This window comes from Microcystis sp. M31BS1 (genome assembly GCF_020245285.1).
GTDB lineage: Bacteria > Cyanobacteriota > Cyanobacteriia > Cyanobacteriales > Microcystaceae > Microcystis > Microcystis panniformis.
This window is the reverse complement of record NZ_JADBVE010000066.1, coordinates 1-15437: the sequence shown is the minus strand read 5'-3', so window position 1 is coordinate 15437 and position 15437 is coordinate 1. Positions and strand designations below refer to the sequence as shown.

Annotated in this window: 17 protein-coding genes; 7 read left to right on the top strand and 10 right to left on the bottom strand. The window is 43.4% G+C overall.

Annotated elements, in window-relative coordinates:
* The first annotated feature begins 470 nt into the window (after positions 1 to 470).
* Positions 471 to 2642: a glutamine synthetase III family protein gene (locus IM509_RS03635; RefSeq protein ID WP_185237795.1), complete on the top strand. Its 2172-nt coding sequence runs from the start codon at positions 471 to 473 to the stop codon at positions 2640 to 2642.
* A gap of 404 nt (positions 2643 to 3046) precedes the next feature.
* Positions 3047 to 4516, top strand: a complete 1470-nt coding sequence (locus IM509_RS03630) for a carotenoid oxygenase family protein (protein ID WP_185237797.1) — start codon at positions 3047 to 3049, stop codon at positions 4514 to 4516.
* A 44-nt stretch (positions 4517 to 4560) separates the two neighbouring features.
* Here the strand turns inward: IM509_RS03630 and IM509_RS03625 are convergent, their stop codons facing one another.
* The 6 genes from IM509_RS03625 to grxC all read right to left on the bottom strand — a co-directional run bounded on the left by IM509_RS03625 (position 4561) and on the right by grxC (position 9206).
* Complete coding sequence (locus IM509_RS03625) at positions 4561 to 5436, bottom strand: Tab2/Atab2 family RNA-binding protein (protein WP_072926872.1); 876 nt, start codon at positions 5434 to 5436, stop codon at positions 4561 to 4563.
* A gap of 456 nt (positions 5437 to 5892) precedes the next feature.
* Positions 5893 to 6897 carry a glycosyltransferase gene (locus IM509_RS03620; protein WP_185237796.1) on the bottom strand — a complete coding sequence of 335 codons (1005 nt, stop codon included), beginning with the start codon at positions 6895 to 6897 and terminating at the stop codon, positions 5893 to 5895.
* A gap of 250 nt (positions 6898 to 7147) precedes the next feature.
* Positions 7148 to 7474, bottom strand: a complete 327-nt coding sequence (locus IM509_RS03615; RefSeq protein ID WP_052275273.1) for a DUF3593 domain-containing protein — start codon at positions 7472 to 7474, stop codon at positions 7148 to 7150.
* On the bottom strand, positions 7467 to 7778 hold the full coding sequence (locus IM509_RS03610; protein ID WP_002790576.1) for a DUF2499 domain-containing protein: 312 nt from the start codon (positions 7776 to 7778) through the stop codon (positions 7467 to 7469). The genes IM509_RS03615 and IM509_RS03610 overlap by 8 nt, the downstream gene beginning before the upstream one ends.
* A 171-nt stretch (positions 7779 to 7949) precedes the next feature.
* Complete coding sequence (gshB, locus tag IM509_RS03605) at positions 7950 to 8930, bottom strand: glutathione synthase (RefSeq protein ID WP_052275272.1); 981 nt, start codon at positions 8928 to 8930, stop codon at positions 7950 to 7952.
* 15 nt (positions 8931 to 8945) lie between these two features.
* Entirely contained in the window at positions 8946 to 9206 is a 261-nt protein-coding gene (grxC, locus tag IM509_RS03600; protein ID WP_052275271.1) for a glutaredoxin 3, read from the bottom strand.
* 469 nt (positions 9207 to 9675) lie between these two features.
* On the opposite strand from grxC, the gene IM509_RS03595 reads away from it, so the two are divergent.
* On the top strand, positions 9676 to 10116 hold the full coding sequence (locus tag IM509_RS03595) for a hypothetical protein (protein ID WP_002741759.1): 441 nt from the start codon (positions 9676 to 9678) through the stop codon (positions 10114 to 10116).
* Here IM509_RS03595 and IM509_RS03590 read toward each other — a convergent pair.
* Positions 10113 to 10400, bottom strand: a complete 288-nt coding sequence (locus IM509_RS03590) for a YggT family protein (RefSeq protein WP_002766817.1) — start codon at positions 10398 to 10400, stop codon at positions 10113 to 10115. The genes IM509_RS03595 and IM509_RS03590 overlap by 4 nt on opposite strands.
* 317 nt (positions 10401 to 10717) lie before the next feature.
* Between IM509_RS03590 and rplI the strand changes: the two genes are divergently transcribed.
* From rplI to IM509_RS03570, 4 genes are all read left to right on the top strand, one after another.
* Positions 10718 to 11176 carry a 50S ribosomal protein L9 gene (gene rplI / locus IM509_RS03585; RefSeq protein ID WP_002737358.1) on the top strand — a complete coding sequence of 153 codons (459 nt, stop codon included), beginning with the start codon at positions 10718 to 10720 and terminating at the stop codon, positions 11174 to 11176.
* Between the two features lie 99 nt (positions 11177 to 11275).
* Positions 11276 to 11860, top strand: coding sequence for a chromophore lyase CpcT/CpeT (locus IM509_RS03580; RefSeq protein WP_002766818.1), 585 nt, complete (start codon positions 11276 to 11278; stop codon positions 11858 to 11860).
* A 22-nt stretch (positions 11861 to 11882) separates the two neighbouring features.
* Positions 11883 to 12686 (top strand): exodeoxyribonuclease III, encoded by an 804-nt coding sequence (gene xth, locus IM509_RS03575; protein ID WP_052275270.1) that lies wholly within the window; start codon positions 11883 to 11885, stop codon positions 12684 to 12686.
* A 134-nt stretch (positions 12687 to 12820) separates the two neighbouring features.
* Positions 12821 to 13375 carry a hypothetical protein gene (locus IM509_RS03570; protein ID WP_052275269.1) on the top strand — a complete coding sequence of 185 codons (555 nt, stop codon included), beginning with the start codon at positions 12821 to 12823 and terminating at the stop codon, positions 13373 to 13375.
* On the opposite strand, the gene IM509_RS03565 is transcribed toward IM509_RS03570, so the two are convergent.
* The 3 genes from IM509_RS03565 to IM509_RS03555 form a co-directional block, all read right to left on the bottom strand.
* Complete coding sequence (locus tag IM509_RS03565) at positions 13376 to 13693, bottom strand: hypothetical protein (RefSeq protein ID WP_002785814.1); 318 nt, start codon at positions 13691 to 13693, stop codon at positions 13376 to 13378. It lies immediately after the preceding gene.
* Positions 13694 to 13815: 122 nt separating this feature from the next.
* On the bottom strand, positions 13816 to 14706 hold the full coding sequence (crtR, locus tag IM509_RS03560) for a beta-carotene hydroxylase (RefSeq protein WP_072926866.1): 891 nt from the start codon (positions 14704 to 14706) through the stop codon (positions 13816 to 13818).
* Between the two features lie 162 nt (positions 14707 to 14868).
* Positions 14869 to 15246, bottom strand: a complete 378-nt coding sequence (locus IM509_RS03555; RefSeq protein ID WP_052275267.1) for a helix-turn-helix domain-containing protein — start codon at positions 15244 to 15246, stop codon at positions 14869 to 14871.
* Positions 15247 to 15437 lie beyond the last annotated feature (191 nt).

Below are 15437 nucleotides of genomic sequence, written 5' to 3'. Positions count from 1 at the left end.
CTTAAATATTGGAAGAAAGGTAGTCGGAGAGGCCGCCTTTAGCGGGAATCCGATAGAGAGGTTCGTAGTTAACCCAGTACGGGTCAAAGCGTACAAAGCTAATTCTAGATGCAATATTTGCGTACAGAATTAGTAACTATAGAGTTTTATCTCCAGAAAACGGGTTTCTCAAAGAAACCCGTTTTCTCAGTGCGATCGCTGGTGGAAGATCGGGTTTGGGATATTTGTAATCTTTGATACAAAGCTCTGGATTATCTGTTCTTAAGATGAAGGCTGGTGTTGCTAATTGATCGGGAAAGAGGCAGGCGCAAGCAGATAAAAACCGCAGAGAAGCTTGTGCCGTGGGATCAAAATTATTAAGCGGAGAATAGCCTCTGACCGGAATTCAACATCAAAATCAGTAGGAAACTTGTCATCGCCTAAGTAAAGTAACCCTTTATCCACGACACAACACAATAGGAAAAATACTTATGAGTTATGGAACGCGTGTTCAAGCTATCTCTCAAGTAACGGATCGTAAACCCCTACCTAGCAAAATTCCTCAACGTTTAGAGGCCCTCTGGGCAACCGATGTGTTTACCCTGAGCAAAATGCAGGCCAGTCTTCCCAAAGACGTATTCAAATCGGTCAAAAACACGATTTTAACCGGGGGAAAATTAGACGTTTCCATCGCCAGTGCGGTAGCGGCAGCGATGAAAGATTGGGCCACGTCCAAAGGGGCGCTGTACTATGCTCACGTCTTCTATCCGATGACTAACGCCACCGCCGAAAAACACGACGGCTTTATCTCCGTGCAGAGCGATGGTTCAGTGATCACAGAATTTACCGGCAAAGTCTTAGTACAGGGAGAACCGGACGGGTCCTCCTTTCCTAACGGCGGACTTCGCTCCACCTTTGAAGCGCGGGGTTACACCGCTTGGGATGTCACCAGTCCCGCCTACGTTATGGAGACGGATAATGGTGTCACCCTCTGTATCCCCACGGTTTTTATCTCTTGGACAGGAGAGGCCCTCGACAAAAAAACGCCGCTTTTACGCTCGATTTCATCGATGAGTAAAGCCGCCACCAGGGTGCTTAAACTATTAGGACATACGGAAGTCGCCCCCGTTAACTCCAGCTGCGGCGCTGAACAGGAATATTTCCTAGTCGATGCTCATTTTGCCCATAGTCGCCCCGATTTACTGCTCACCGGTCGCACCCTATTTGGTAAACCCGCCGCCAAGGGTCAACAGTTCGACGATCATTATTTTGGCGCGATTCCCGAACGGGTTCAGGTGTTTATGCAGGAAGTAGAGGAAAGAATGTATCGCCTCGGCATTCCGGCCAAAACCCGCCATAATGAAGTCGCTCCAGGACAGTTCGAGATTGCCCCCTTTTTCGAGGCGGCCAACGTGGCCAGTGACCATCAGCAGTTAATTATGACTTTGCTGAAAAGTACGGCTAAAAAACACGGTTTTGTTTGCCTACTGCACGAAAAACCCTTTGCGGGAATTAATGGTTCGGGAAAACACGTTAACTGGTCCGTCGGCAACGCCACCCAGGGCAATCTGTTAGATCCGGGCGATACTCCCCACGCTAATATGCAGTTTTTGTTATTCTGTGGGGCGGTGATTCGTGGCGTTCACAAGTACGGGCCGCTTTTACGCGCAGTGGTGGCTACCGCCAGCAATGATCACCGTTTGGGGGCAAATGAAGCTCCCCCCGCCATTATTTCGGTATATTTGGGCAGCCAGTTAGAAAAGGTATTCGACCAAATTAGCCAAGGCCGAATTGAGGGTTCTGATGCCCCGGGGTTGATGGATCTCGGTGTCGATACCCTGCCGGTATTCCCCAAAGATCCTGGTGATCGCAATCGTACCTCTCCTTTTGCTTTTACGGGCAATCGCTTTGAATTCCGCGCCGTGGGTTCTAATCAGTCAGTTTCTGGGCCGCTGGTGGCGATGAACACGATTCTAGCCGATTCCCTGACTTGGGTGGCGGATAACTTAGAAAGTCGGATGAAAGCCGGGGAAGACCTCAATACTGCCGCCCAGGGTGTTCTCAAGGAGATCATGGACAAACACAGAAATGTGATCTTCGGAGGTAACGGATATTCCCCAGAATGGCACAAAATGGCGGTAGAAGAGCGCGGTTTGGCTAATCTCCGCACCACCGCCGATGCTTTACCCGTGCTGAAGGCTGATTATATCGAAGAACTGTTTGCCCGCATGGGTGTGCTTACCCCCGTTGAACTGGAAAGTCGTTTCGATGTCTATGCAGAACAGTATTTACTGGCCATCGAGGTGGAGGCGAAACTGGTGGTAAGTATGGCTAAAACGATTATTTATCCCGCTGCCGTTCGCTACTTGTCGGAATTGTCTTTGGCGATCGCTAATGCGGCGGCGATCGGCATCGAGATGGATAAGGAAAGGGCCCAAACCGTCTCGAATTTAATTAAATTACTGATGGATGGCGTTAGCAAACTGAGTGAGGCCATGGCTAAAGACGATTTTGACTCGATCGAGGAACATATGCAGTATTCCGCTCAAACGATCCGTCCCTTGATGGATAAGGTGCGCGAATATGCTGACACACTGGAAGGGGAAGTGGCCGACAATTTCTGGCCGCTGCCTACCTATCAAGAAATGTTGTTTGTTAAATAACATGACGGCAAGGAGGGGGTGAATAGCTGGAAAAATGATTGGCCACCCCCTTCTTTTTAGCTGTTATCGAAACAACCCTGGGTGCATCTCATTTTTGCCCTCTCAAAAATTAATTATGCAAGAACTCTATAGTAGGGTTGATTCATGAATCAACCCTACCCAAACCCTAGAGCGCATTAGTTTTTCGGTGGGATGCTTACAGGCAGCTGCTGATATATCTGTAATAATTTAAGGGTCACTGATAATTGCTGATTGTCGGTATTTCTGCAAATGTGAGATGCACCCAACAACCCTTGTCTAAAACCTCGCCTTCTAGTCAGATTCTTCCCTCCTGCCTCCTGCCTTCGTTAGCTCTGGTAGTTTTAAGTTATGTTAAGAAAAGTAAATACAAACGTAAAACTACTATGGTATTAACTCCGACAATTGGCGAAAAATCCTATAATCGTCAGGATTGGCAAAAAGGCTATCAATCCCAACCTAACGAGTACGATTACGAGGTAGAAGACATCGAGGGGCAAATTCCCCCCGATTTACAGGGTACAGTCTTTAAAAACGGCCCCGGTTTACTCGATATCGCTGGCACTGCGATCGCTCATCCCTTTGATGGGGATGGTATGATCAGCGCGATTAGCTTCAACCATGGCCGCGTACATTATCGTAATCGTTTTGTGAAAACTGAGGGTTATCTCAAGGAAAAGGAAGCGGGAAAACCCCTTTATCGCGGTGTTTTCGGCACGAAAAAACCGGGGGGAATTTTCGGCAATGCTTTTGATTTGCGTCTGAAAAATATTGCTAATACTAATGTTATCTACTGGGGTGATAAATTACTGGCACTTTGGGAAGCGGCCGAACCCCATCGCCTCGATTCTAAAACCCTTGATACTATTGGTTTAGACTATCTCGATGGTATCTTAGAAAAAGGCGATGCTTTTGCCGCTCATCCTCGCATCGATCCCGCTTGTATTTTCGATAATCATCAACCTTGTCTGGTAAATTTTGCTATCAAAACGGGTTTGTCTAGTTCAATTACTCTCTACGAAATTAGTCCCACGGGTAAGTTATTACGTCGTCATACCCACAGTATACCGGGCTTTTGTTTTATCCACGATTTTGTTATTACTCCCCACTACGCTATCTTTTTCCAAAACCCGGTTGGTTATAATCCTTTTCCCTTTCTTTTTGGGTTAAAAGGTGCGGGAGAATGCGTCATCAATCAACCAGATAAGTTAACTAGGATTATTATTATCCCCCGGGATGCTAACAAAGGAGAAGTGAAAGTTTTAGAAACTCCATCGGGTTTTGTCTTCCATCATAGCAATGCTTTTGAACAAGGGGAGAAAATTTATATTGATTCTATTTGTTATCAATCCTTACCACAACTGGATTCAAATAGCAGTTTTCAATCGGTAGATTTTGATAGTTTAGCACCCGGACATCTGTGGCGATTTACACTAAATTTATCAGAAAATACCGTTACAAGAGAATGTATTCTAGAGCATTGTTGTGAGTTTCCCAGCATCAATCCTGCAAAAGTTGGTCGAGATTACCGTTACTTATACATCGCTGCCACTCATCATGCCACCGGTAATGCTCCTTTGCAAGCAATCTTAAAACTGGACTTATTAACGGGAGAAAAACAATTACATTCTTTTGCTCCCCGGGGATTCGCAGGTGAACCAATTTTTGTGCCTAAACCCGATGGAATTGCTGAAGATGATGGTTGGTTATTGGTAGTTACTTACGATGCGGCCAATCATCGATCGAATATGGTAATCTTAGATGCTAAAGATATCACTAATTCCCTAGTGGTTATCCATCTTAAACATCATATTCCCTACGGGTTACACGGTAGTTGGGCCAGACAATGTTTTTAAGTTAATTGTCTAGGGGTGGATTGAAAACCCACCTTGACTAAACTTTACTCTTGAGAGCCTTCTTGTAATAGCCAAAAACCAGCGAAGGATTGCGATTCAGGGTTAGATTGAACGGCTAAAAAATGCAGATTATTGGCTTTTTGTTTAGCTTCTTCAAAGTTTTTGGCTTCGTTTAAAGTCTTGGCATTAGTGACATTGACGAGAATCCAGCTATCACTAGCACCCGTTTCTAAACGTAGCACGGGACGGGAACCAGTTTCTAACTTTAAATAGGCCATTTCTAACCCTGACATCCAACCAGCTAGGGGTAAAGCGCGGGGGGAAAAAATAACTAAACCGGGGATTTTTAGATTCTTATCTAATCCCATCCCTAGTATAGGCAAATTTTCTCCGAAGCTAATATCCCAATCTTTTAGATCATGAAAAGAAGACAATTCTAGCGTAACAAAAGCCCATTTATCTGCCTTATCTCCCCGGACAGCATCGGGAAGGGGAACAGCATTTAAAGGGGGATAATTCACGGAAGCAGTTTTAGTTAAATTTTGATCATAACCAACTTCTTGAGGATAGAAATTAACCATTCTTTCTTCTATCCATCTCGTTAAAGCATGAGTGCGACGACTAGGGGAAGCGGGAATACCGATATCCTCGCAAGCTTTGCTAATCATGTTATTCATCTGACGACGGAAAAAACGAATTTTTTTGGGAGTTACTCCCGCTGCCTTGATAGCTGCAGTAATTGCCTCTCCTAACCATTGGGAATTAACCATCGTATTAGGACAATAACTGGCATATTTAAATATTGTATCGGAGGGGCGATCGATTGTTGCCGGAGTTTCACAGATTAATAATTCCCATCTTTTTTTATTATTTTCATCCACCACCGGCCGCGAATAAAAATCAAGTTCCCAAATAGTCATATTTTTTTCAGTTATCAGTTATCAGTTATCAGTTATCAGTGAGGGGTTAGGGTGTTGGGGTTTTAGGGTGGTCACTGCGTGCGCGTTGCGGGTAGGGGCTCTTCTCGACTTTGTGTGATAATTTTTGCTTATGGAATCGTGAAATGTTTACTGGGAAAGACTTTTAGGACTATTTTGCGGATATTCTATCAGTATAGACCTAGTTTCCACACAGAAACCAGAAGAGCCGGGTAGGGTCGTTTCATTCTATCAAATGTCATTCTCTCAAATTTTTATCTGGCAACGTTTTTAGTCGATGCTTACCTCATAAGCGATTAAAGGTAGCAAAAAAAGAATTAGATTCGGAGAATGAATCAGTCCTACGCGTTGCGGGGGGTGTTGGGGTTTTAGTTGAAATTCCCCCATCTCCCCACTTCCCCACTTCCCCACTTCATAATTCATAACGAAGTGGTCTCCCTATCCCCTATTCCCGACAACAGTACGAACGCGGTAGATAGGACGTTTTTGGGATTCATGGTAAGTTCGCATCAAAATTTCTGCCAAAAGACCAAAACAGAGTAATTGTACCCCAGTTAAAAAGAATAACACGGCCAAGATTAACAAAGGTCGATCGCCGATTTCTTGTCCGAAACCGAGTTTGAGAATAGTCAGATAAGTACCTAAAATAATCCCCACTACCATCGATAACAGTCCGTAGAATCCAAAAATGTGCATCGGACGGGTGAGGAACTTTTTCATAAAAAAGACAGTAAATAAGTCCATAATCACGCGAATTGTGCGACCTAAACCATATTTACTCTGTCCGAACCTTCTAGGGTGGTGATTAACGGGAATTTCGGTTATTTTTGCCCCTTCAATAAAAGCTAATGCGGGTAAAAAGCGATGTAATTCCCCGTAAAGATTCATATCGGCGACTAATTCGGCTCGATAGGCTTTCAAAGAACAACCGTAGTCGTGTAATTTGACCCCTGTTACCTTGCCAATCAGCCAATTAGCTATTTTTGAGGGTAAAAGCCGTTTTACCTTGTCATCTTGGCGATTTTTGCGCCAGCCACTCACGAGGTCATAACCTTCCTCCAATTTGGCCAATAATAGGGGTATATCATTGGGATCGTTCTGTAAATCGCCGTCGAGGGTAATGATGACCTGTCCCGTGGCATAATTAAATCCGGCAGCCATGGCGGGGGTTTGTCCGTAGTTGCGTCGCAATATTACCGCCTTGAGATCATCGCGATTTTTGGCTAAATTAGTTAAAACCTCGGTAGAACCGTCCTTAGAACCGTCGTCAACACAGATAATCTCGTAGTTAATTTGATAAGAACGCAAAATCGTGGCGATACTCTCCACGAGATGGGGGATACTGTCCACTTCGTTATATATGGGAACCACTACCGATAAAGTCTGGATAGCAGCCTGCGGGTTGGGTTCGTTGACACTGATGGACGGTGTAATCGGGGACATATTTGACTGACGCGGGGACGTTTTGGGGCGATTGTATCACAATTCAGTTATCAGTTATCAGTTATCAGTTATCAGTTATCAGTTATCAGTTATCAGTCATCAGTTATCAGTTATCAGTCATCAGTTCACTGATTACTGTTTACTGTTTACTGTTCACTGTCCACTGTTCCCTGAAAATACCCCCCACTTCCCACTTCCCCACTTCCCCACTTCCCACACCCCACACCCCACACCCCACACCCCACACCCCTTATCCCTGTTCACTGCTCCCTGTTCCCTGTTCCCTGTTCTCTGTTTCCTTTTTGGCTAAAATTGCCTGACGAAAACCTAAAACGACAAGAATATTGGAGAGGGTGAGGAAAAGTTCGGCGCTGCCGTGTAACCAATCGACGTTGGCTAATTCTTTACCATAGTGGATTTTGGCGTAGATACCGGCAGGAATGGTGATAAAAACGAAGATTAACAGCACATAAAAGCCAATTAAGGCTAAACGGGGCATTTTTCCTGAACGAGTGATCAACCAAAGAAACCCCAGATAGGGAAACAGGGAAATGGCAAATAAACTCTCTTTATTCATTGTTAACGCTAATTTTACTGGAACGCCACAGCCACCAACCGGCAGCACAGAGGGTAAAATTTCCTAAGACAGTCATGGCTGCCTGTAGGGTGACTAACCAGGATAAGGCACTGATATTATCAAAAAAATGCCATGTACAGGCACACATGGCCCCAATTAAAGCGGGTAACATTCCCCAAGATAACATTCGCCACGATCGATCGCTACTGATTTCGCCATAGGTCCACACTAACCAGATCGCCGCTATCCATTCTACGACACTCGATACATGAACTATCCACGTCGGTATTGATAAAGCATTCATTTTTTTACAGTTATCAGTTATCAGTTATCAGTTATCAGTGGGTAAGTTATCAGTTATCAGTTATCAGTTATCAGATTTGAGTTCTTATCTCGTTCCTAGGTTCTACCTGGGAACCCTTTATTCAGGTTCTACCTGAAGGATATTTTAATAAAGAGCCTTAAATATTGTGTGTCAAGACAGAGCCTTGGCACAAGCAAAATTTTCTAGCCATTTAATTACCTGTTGACCTAAGCTAACATTGTTTAATCGATCGATCTCGCGAATGCCGGTGGGACTGGTGACATTAACTTCCGTCAGATAGCCACCAATCACATCTAATCCGACAAAATATAGGCCATCTTCTCGTAATTTTGGGGCTAAAGTGGCACAGATTTCTAATTCTCGATCGGTGATTTCTGTTTTTGCTACTCGTCCACCCACGGCCATATTACCGCGAAATTCTGAACCGGTGGGAATGCGATTAACTGCCCCGATCGGTTCACCATTGAGGACAATAATGCGTTTATCTCCTTCTTTGGCAGCTGGTAAATAATCTTGGATCATTACCGGTTCTTGTCCCCATTTTGTGCTAATTTCAATCATTGAATTGAGATTGCGATCTTCGGGACTAAGAAATAAAATTCCCTCCCCTGCTTTACCCCCCAAAGGTTTCATAACTGCCGCCCCTTTTTGGTTGACAAATTCCCTAATTGTCGCTTTATCTTGGGAAACAATTGTAGCAGGCATTACCTGAGCAAAGTGAATAGTATATAACTTTTCATTGGCATGGCGTAAACCCCTAGTTGAGTTAATTACTTGGGTTTTTTGGGGGTCGATCAAGTCTAATAAATAGGTGGCATAAAGATAGGCAATCGTCACGGGTGGATCTTTTCGCATCCAGACAAAATCGAAGTTTTCTAGACAGGTAAAAACTGTTTCTTGTCTTTGATACCATTGAGATACAGCCTCCCAATGATTATCTTTTAACTCCACAGGAACCAGTTCAATTTTAGTTAGTTTTGCCCAAGCTTTTCCCGCAATTGCACTGAGATCGGTGATGGAAGTAATCCAGACTTCATGACCTAATAATTGGGACGCTTCCATGATAGCTACACTGGTATCATGGCCCGGATCTAGATACTCGATCGGATCGATAATAAAGGCTAGTTTCATTAATAGTTTTTATCCTTAATTCTGCAACAGGGGAGCTAAACCACCACTTCTCTCTAAAGCATAGATGTCATCGCAGCCCCCGATGTGTTGATCGTTTATAAAAATTTGTGGTACGCTTGTACGACCATTGGCTCGATCGGACATTTTGGCTCGCGCTTGTTCATCACCATCGATACAATATTCGGTAAACTCCACTCCTTTTTTCTTGAGTAATGCTTTAGCGCGGATACAGAAAGGACAGGAACTCCAAGTATAGATCTCAACTTTAGCGGCCATAAAATTTATCTGTTTTCTTTACAGTTCTTAATTTTAGCCGATAACCGAGCAGTGATCTTCCTTCAAGTCAGAAAACGCCAATTAGGGCGATTCCACTGATATATTCCTTGTATTTGCCATTCTTCACCGTTTTGAAAGCGAATACGGCAACTAACAGGGCGAGAATCATCCTCACTTTCATTTACGGCGTTGTCAGATCAGAAGAGGAAAGATGCCATGCAATCCTTGCTATCAAAGTAATTTCAGTTCCGGTGCTGATTCGGATCATTTTTCCATTTGACAACGCCTATTGTAGGGCTAATTCATGAATTAGCCCTACACCTATTACCTCCCAGGGAAACCAGTCGCAATTATCGGGAGCGTCTGCGGGAATCCATTCCCATGAAAGTGCTAAAAAAGCTGATTTCAAAGGGTGACGATCCACGATAATCTAAGTATTGGGGAAATCATACCGTAAAATCACTGATCTATGACACCACGCTCGCTCACCGTTTTACTGCTTTCTGTTCTCTTCTGGCTGTCTAGCTGGCTTATCATCCCTACTGCTCAAGCTTTGACCCCAATTCAACTATTAGATGTATCTTACAAAGACTGTCCCCCCGAATTAGCCGAGGGGAGTGTCACCAGTGGGGGAACCAGTTTTCCGGCTAATTGTTTTTTAATCACCGGCAAAGCTAAAAATAATTCTGGAAAAACCGTCTATGATGCCGATGTTTTTGGTCGGATTTACGATGCTAACGGGGAACCAGCTTTACAAAATCGTAGCCGAGTCGGGGCAATTCCCGAAGTGCCACCGGGGATTAGTGATTTCGAGATCAGAATTTCTGTTTCTACCAATCAACCAACCCCCCTGCGACTGGAAAAATTCAAAGCTTCCGGTTTTACCAGTAGTGTGGATCCGCGGATTTAGAAACCGCTACTGACCAGACTGGTGGCCCCTGTGGCTACGACACTCTGAACAACGTTGAGCAGCAGGAATGCGAGAATCGGGGACAAGTCCATCCCGCCTAGGGGTGGGATAATCGAGCGAAAAAGGTTTAAATAGGGATCGGTAATCGGACTGAGAAAAGACATAATCTGATAGGCCCAACCAGCATTTTGGAACCAAGTCAGTAAAACCCTAACAATTAGGATTACCGAGTAAATTTGCAGGAAATTGTTGATTATCGTCAAAATAAACCCTATATCGCTCATAAATAAATATTCCCTCAAGAGGGCGTGATGGTTAGTTTAGCTTTGATCTTACCAAAAAAATCGTCTTAAGTTACTCTCGCCGTCCTATCTTAGTGGTTTTGACCAGCTATCGCTATTCCTTCTGGTTGACGGACACCGGGTAAGAAAACTGAATACAGCAGTTATCTTAATGGTGAGGTACGAAGTTTTCCTTTTGGGGAGACTCGGATTGTTCAAGTAGTTTTTCCATAGCTAACTGACGGTCCGGATGGGAGGACAGATAAAAACGATTGCATGGTATGATAAAGGTTTTGGAACTATTGTTTTAGGTCAAGATCATGGCGAAACGAATGCAGGTTATCCTCAATCAAAAAGTCAGCAAATTGGGTGAAAATGGCGATGTGGTGGAAGTGGCACCCGGTTATGCGCGCAATTACCTTATCCCCCAAGGGGTGGCCGTTTTAGCCACCAAGGGTGCGATTAAACAGGCAGAATTTAGGAAAGAAAAAGAGCGTCAACGTCTCCTTGCCGAAAAACAAGAAGCGGAAACCAGAAAAACTGCGATCGAAAAACTCAGTCCCTACACCATCCCTAAACAGGTGGGTGAAAACGAGGCCATTTTCGGTACTGTCACCAGTCAAGATGTGGCTACGGTTATTCTAGAAAATGCTAAATTAGAAATCGATCGCCGTGGTATTACCGTCCCCGATATCGGTCAATTGGGAGTCTATAAAGTACAAGTCAAACTCCATCCCGAAGTTAGTGCCGATATCGAAATTAAAGTAATCGCACAATAACAATTATCGGGGCATAGTTATCAGTAATCAGTGAAAATTTATCAGAGCGATTAACTAGCTAATGGCTGCTAGCTAATAACCATTAAAATATCAACAATTATGACTCATTCCACGGACATAAAAACCCTAGCACGATGGATGGCGGCGGATTTTAGTAATCAAGAACAAGCTTTTGCTAATCCGCCTTTTTTTGCCCATATTCGCGTGTGTATGCGTCCTTTGCCCGATGAATTACTGAAGGGAACCAGTTTATTTTTAGAGCAGGCCTACGATTTTATGCTCAATACTCCCTATCGTTTGCGAGTATTTAAATTATCGGTAGTCGATGACCATATTGAACTAGAAAACTTTAAAGTTAAAGAGGAAGCTAACTTTTTTGGTGCTTCTAGAGAACCCCAACGTCTCAAAAATCTCAGCTTAGACCTATTAGAACCGATGCCGGGTTGTGATATGAATGTAACTTGGACAGGTAACAGTTTTAAAGGGGTGGTGAAACCGGGGAAACAATGTTTAATCTTTCGCAAAGATAGAATGACTTATTTGGATAATAGTTTTGAAATTAGTGAACAGGGATTAATTAGCGTTGATCGCGGTTTAGATCCCGAAACCGATCAATTAGTCTGGGGTTCGATCGCCGGTCCCTTTGAGTTTGTGCGTCGCAGTAGTTTTGCTGAGGAAGTGTGAGAAAAATTCTCGGTTTTTAGCTATGAAAATCGCCACATGGAATGTCAACTCGATTCGCAGCCGACAAGAGCAGGTAATTAATTGGTTACAACTCAATCCCGTTGAGGTTTTGTGCTTGCAAGAAACTAAGGTAATCGATCGAGATTTTCCCAGAGAAGCTTTTGAATCTTTGGGTTATCATCTCTATATTTCTGGACAAAAATCCTATAATGGTGTAGCGATTTTTAGCCGAAAACCGATGGACGATATCACTGTGGGATTTAGTCCAATTATCGGCGAAAATTTAACGGGAGAACTAGACGAACAAAAACGTTTAATTACTGGAGTAATCGGCGATATTCGGATTATTAATCTCTACGTTCCTAACGGTTCTTCCCTAGATAGTGACAAGTATATTTATAAGCTTAAATGGTTAGAAACTCTTAGGAAATATCTAGATAAAATAATTAATTCTCAACCCCAAGAATTATGTATCTGTGGTGATTTTAATATTGCCTTAGAAGATAAAGATATTTATGATCCCAAGGGCAAAGAAAATCATATTATGTCTTCAGCTAAAGAAAGAGAAGCTTTAGAAAAGGTCTTAGAAATTGGTTTACAAGATGCCTTTAGAAAATTCACCTCGGCAGCAGGACATTATAGTTGGTGGGATTATCGCAGCGGTGGTTTTGCTCGTAACCGAGGTTGGCGAATCGATCATCTTTATTTAACTCCTCAGCTATACGAAAAAGCCGTTAATTGTCTGATCGATCGAGAACCCAGAAAACAAGAAAAACCTAGCGATCATACCCCTGTTATTCTAGAAATATCAAGCAAAAATAGCTAAAGGATCAACCTAGACTTTGCACAGCCAGAATTTTGCTCTCTTAGCTTCCCTAACCGGGGACTTTCACCTTGAGGATTTATTCGGTAACGAGAAAATGCTATGATTCGGGTTGAATTTACCAAGTTTATTAAATTATGCGTTCTCCCCAATTAATTGTTCTATTGCTCGGTTTATCCTTTCTCCCCAGCATCTCCCCCGCTTTTGTCCATGCTAGTCCCTCGATAGTGCCAGTGAAACAATCGAGTAATCGCGATGGGGGACAAAAAATCAGTGAAGCGGAAATTAAAGCAATGATTCAAGACATTGAAACCGCTATTAAAGATAAAAATATCGCCCTAATCCTCAAACACTATGCCCCGTTTATTTCCTCGCAATTGACCATTAAAACCGATGCTAGTACCGAAATTTTTGAGTTAGATGGCATCACGGAACATAAAATATTTTTAGAGGAATCCTACAAAAATATCAAAAGTATAGAGGTTCTTTCTGAGAATTGGGACGTGGATATTCTTGCTAATGACGAGATGGCGATTATCACTCGCGAGCGGGTAGTCAATATTACCAACACCGAGGGTGATAACTATATAGTGGCATCGGAAGCAGTGGCTAAAGTCGCTCCCATCGACGGCAAATTGAGGATATTTTCCATTCAAGAAACCGCCGAAGTGGGACGCAGACCAAAAAAATAATTAACTTCTCCGGTTGGGACTGGACCAACCCGACTCCCGCCGTCTTCGTCCCTCGATAAAACCGTCATCGTAGTCTCTGGAATTGCGCGGATTATCATAGCGGGCAAAGTTAAAACCGTCCTCTAGTCCGCGCTGAAATTCTTGCTCTGGTGGCACAAATCGATAACGTTGTCTATTATCCTGTACCGCTCGGTTGATTAACAACGCCCCCGCTCCAATACCAACGGCCTCACCAAAGGTTAAAGACCTAGCATAATTGATGTTAATTGTCAAGAAAGTTGTTGTTAAAATTAAGGCTTTTCCCCAATGTTGACCCATAAAATCCTCCTTCAAAAAATCAGGTTGACAACAAAACCAGTACAGATAGAGAGTTTCTCATAAAATCGACCACTGAATCCCTAAAATGAAAACTTTGTACCTCACCATTACGATAAGTGAGATCAAGAAGTTTTAGAAGAATGGGAGTGAAAGCGAATCCCCAAGAAGACATCGTAGAGGAAACTCCAGAAATTCTTACCTTGCAGTAAACCCAGAGACTGTTCACAGTCTTTTGCGTCTAAAAGCGGTTTAGTGGCATAGTATGCCGGTTGGTATTTGTACCAGGGAATCGACGGCCAAAGATGATGCACGAGATGATAATTCTGCCCTAAAATCAGCAGATTTAAGAGGGGACTGGGGTAAACTCGGGCATTTTTCCAACGATTACGCTCTTGGAAAGGACGATGGGGAAGATAATCAAAAAATAAACCGAGGGCAATTCCCACCACTAAAGCGGGAACAAACCAAAAATTCATCACATAGCCAATAAAACCATATTGACAGGCGACGATGACTATGGTAGCCACAAAAAGACGACTGAGGAACCATTCCAGCAGTTCGTATTTTCGCCAGAGTTGCCGCTTAAAAAAGAAGATTTCGTGATAAAAAAATCTGGCCGCAATCATCCACAACGGTCCACCAGTGGAGACAAAATGATCCGGATCATTTTCGGGATCGTTAACGTGCGCGTGGTGCTGTAAATGGACTCTAGTGAAGACCGGAAAGGCAAAACCGAGCATTAAAGCACTGCCATGACCTAAAATAGCATTAAATACCCGATTCCTATGGGCAGAATTATGAGAGGCATCGTGGATAACTGTCCCCGATAAATGTAAAGCGAGGACATTAGCACTAAAACAAATCCAGTCCGGCCAGGACCATAGCCAATAGCCACAGGTAGATAGGGTTATTAGGCTCAAGGCACTGAAAAACATGGTAACGTTTGGGTTGAAGCCCCCCGGTGCTTTTAAATACTCTTTGGGGACTGTCAGCAACATCTCGGCCGACTGCATTATGGGTGTTGCTCCTTATTGTGTTCGCTTTACTGGCGTAAATTATCATACTACGCCTTTTTCATAAAGTTTTGTAACATTATCTTAATTAATCTAAAGCTATGAAGAAAGTAAGGATTTGTTATATGGTCTTCCCCCTCAGTCCCCGAAGGAAAAACGAGGCTACAAGAGAAAATCACGGGCGCTTAACGCCAGTTTCGCACTTAAATGATTAAAAAATTCGGCCAGAGACTCGGCTTGAGAGGGAGCGATCGCCTGTTTCCCCAGCATCACCGATTCTACTCTATCCCGATCGCCGAAAATATCGACAAGACACTCCCTATCGATATCGAATTCATGCAGTAAAGATTCTAACGTAGCGGTAGGATTTGTTCGGGCGATCGGATAATATTTCCGCTCGTATTCTTCCACTAATAAGACCAGTAAATCGAATAATAGTCCTTCGTCATTGCTTAACTCCCGTGACATCATCCCTTCAATTATGCTTAAAAATCGCTCGTATTCTTGCGAGTTATTAATCGGTTTCGGTTGATACTGCAAGCGACCTTGAACCTCTACTAAATTTTTCCAGTTAGCCTTACTAGCGAAGTTATAGTTACTAATTCTGTACGCAAATATTGCATCTAGAATTAGCTTTGTACGCTTTGACCCGTACTGGGTTAACTACGAACCTCTCTATCGGATTCCCGCTAAAGGCGGCCTCTCCGACTACCTTTCTTCCAATATTTAAG

Coding starts and splice junctions, on each gene's coding strand:
- IM509_RS03635 (WP_185237795.1), top strand. CDS start 471: ATGAGTTATGGAACGCGTGTTCAAGCTATCTCTCAAGTAACGGATCGT.
- IM509_RS03630 (WP_185237797.1), top strand. CDS start 3,047: ATGGTATTAACTCCGACAATTGGCGAAAAATCCTATAATCGTCAGGAT.
- IM509_RS03625 (WP_072926872.1), bottom strand. CDS start 5,436: ATGACTATTTGGGAACTTGATTTTTATTCGCGGCCGGTGGTGGATGAA.
- IM509_RS03620 (WP_185237796.1), bottom strand. CDS start 6,897: ATGTCCCCGATTACACCGTCCATCAGTGTCAACGAACCCAACCCGCAG.
- IM509_RS03615 (WP_052275273.1), bottom strand. CDS start 7,474: ATGAATAAAGAGAGTTTATTTGCCATTTCCCTGTTTCCCTATCTGGGG.
- IM509_RS03610 (WP_002790576.1), bottom strand. CDS start 7,778: ATGAATGCTTTATCAATACCGACGTGGATAGTTCATGTATCGAGTGTC.
- gshB (WP_052275272.1), bottom strand. CDS start 8,930: ATGAAACTAGCCTTTATTATCGATCCGATCGAGTATCTAGATCCGGGC.
- grxC (WP_052275271.1), bottom strand. CDS start 9,206: ATGGCCGCTAAAGTTGAGATCTATACTTGGAGTTCCTGTCCTTTCTGT.
- IM509_RS03595 (WP_002741759.1), top strand. CDS start 9,676: ATGACACCACGCTCGCTCACCGTTTTACTGCTTTCTGTTCTCTTCTGG.
- IM509_RS03590 (WP_002766817.1), bottom strand. CDS start 10,400: ATGAGCGATATAGGGTTTATTTTGACGATAATCAACAATTTCCTGCAA.
- rplI (WP_002737358.1), top strand. CDS start 10,718: ATGGCGAAACGAATGCAGGTTATCCTCAATCAAAAAGTCAGCAAATTG.
- IM509_RS03580 (WP_002766818.1), top strand. CDS start 11,276: ATGACTCATTCCACGGACATAAAAACCCTAGCACGATGGATGGCGGCG.
- xth (WP_052275270.1), top strand. CDS start 11,883: ATGAAAATCGCCACATGGAATGTCAACTCGATTCGCAGCCGACAAGAG.
- IM509_RS03570 (WP_052275269.1), top strand. CDS start 12,821: ATGCGTTCTCCCCAATTAATTGTTCTATTGCTCGGTTTATCCTTTCTC.
- IM509_RS03565 (WP_002785814.1), bottom strand. CDS start 13,693: ATGGGTCAACATTGGGGAAAAGCCTTAATTTTAACAACAACTTTCTTG.
- crtR (WP_072926866.1), bottom strand. CDS start 14,706: ATGCAGTCGGCCGAGATGTTGCTGACAGTCCCCAAAGAGTATTTAAAA.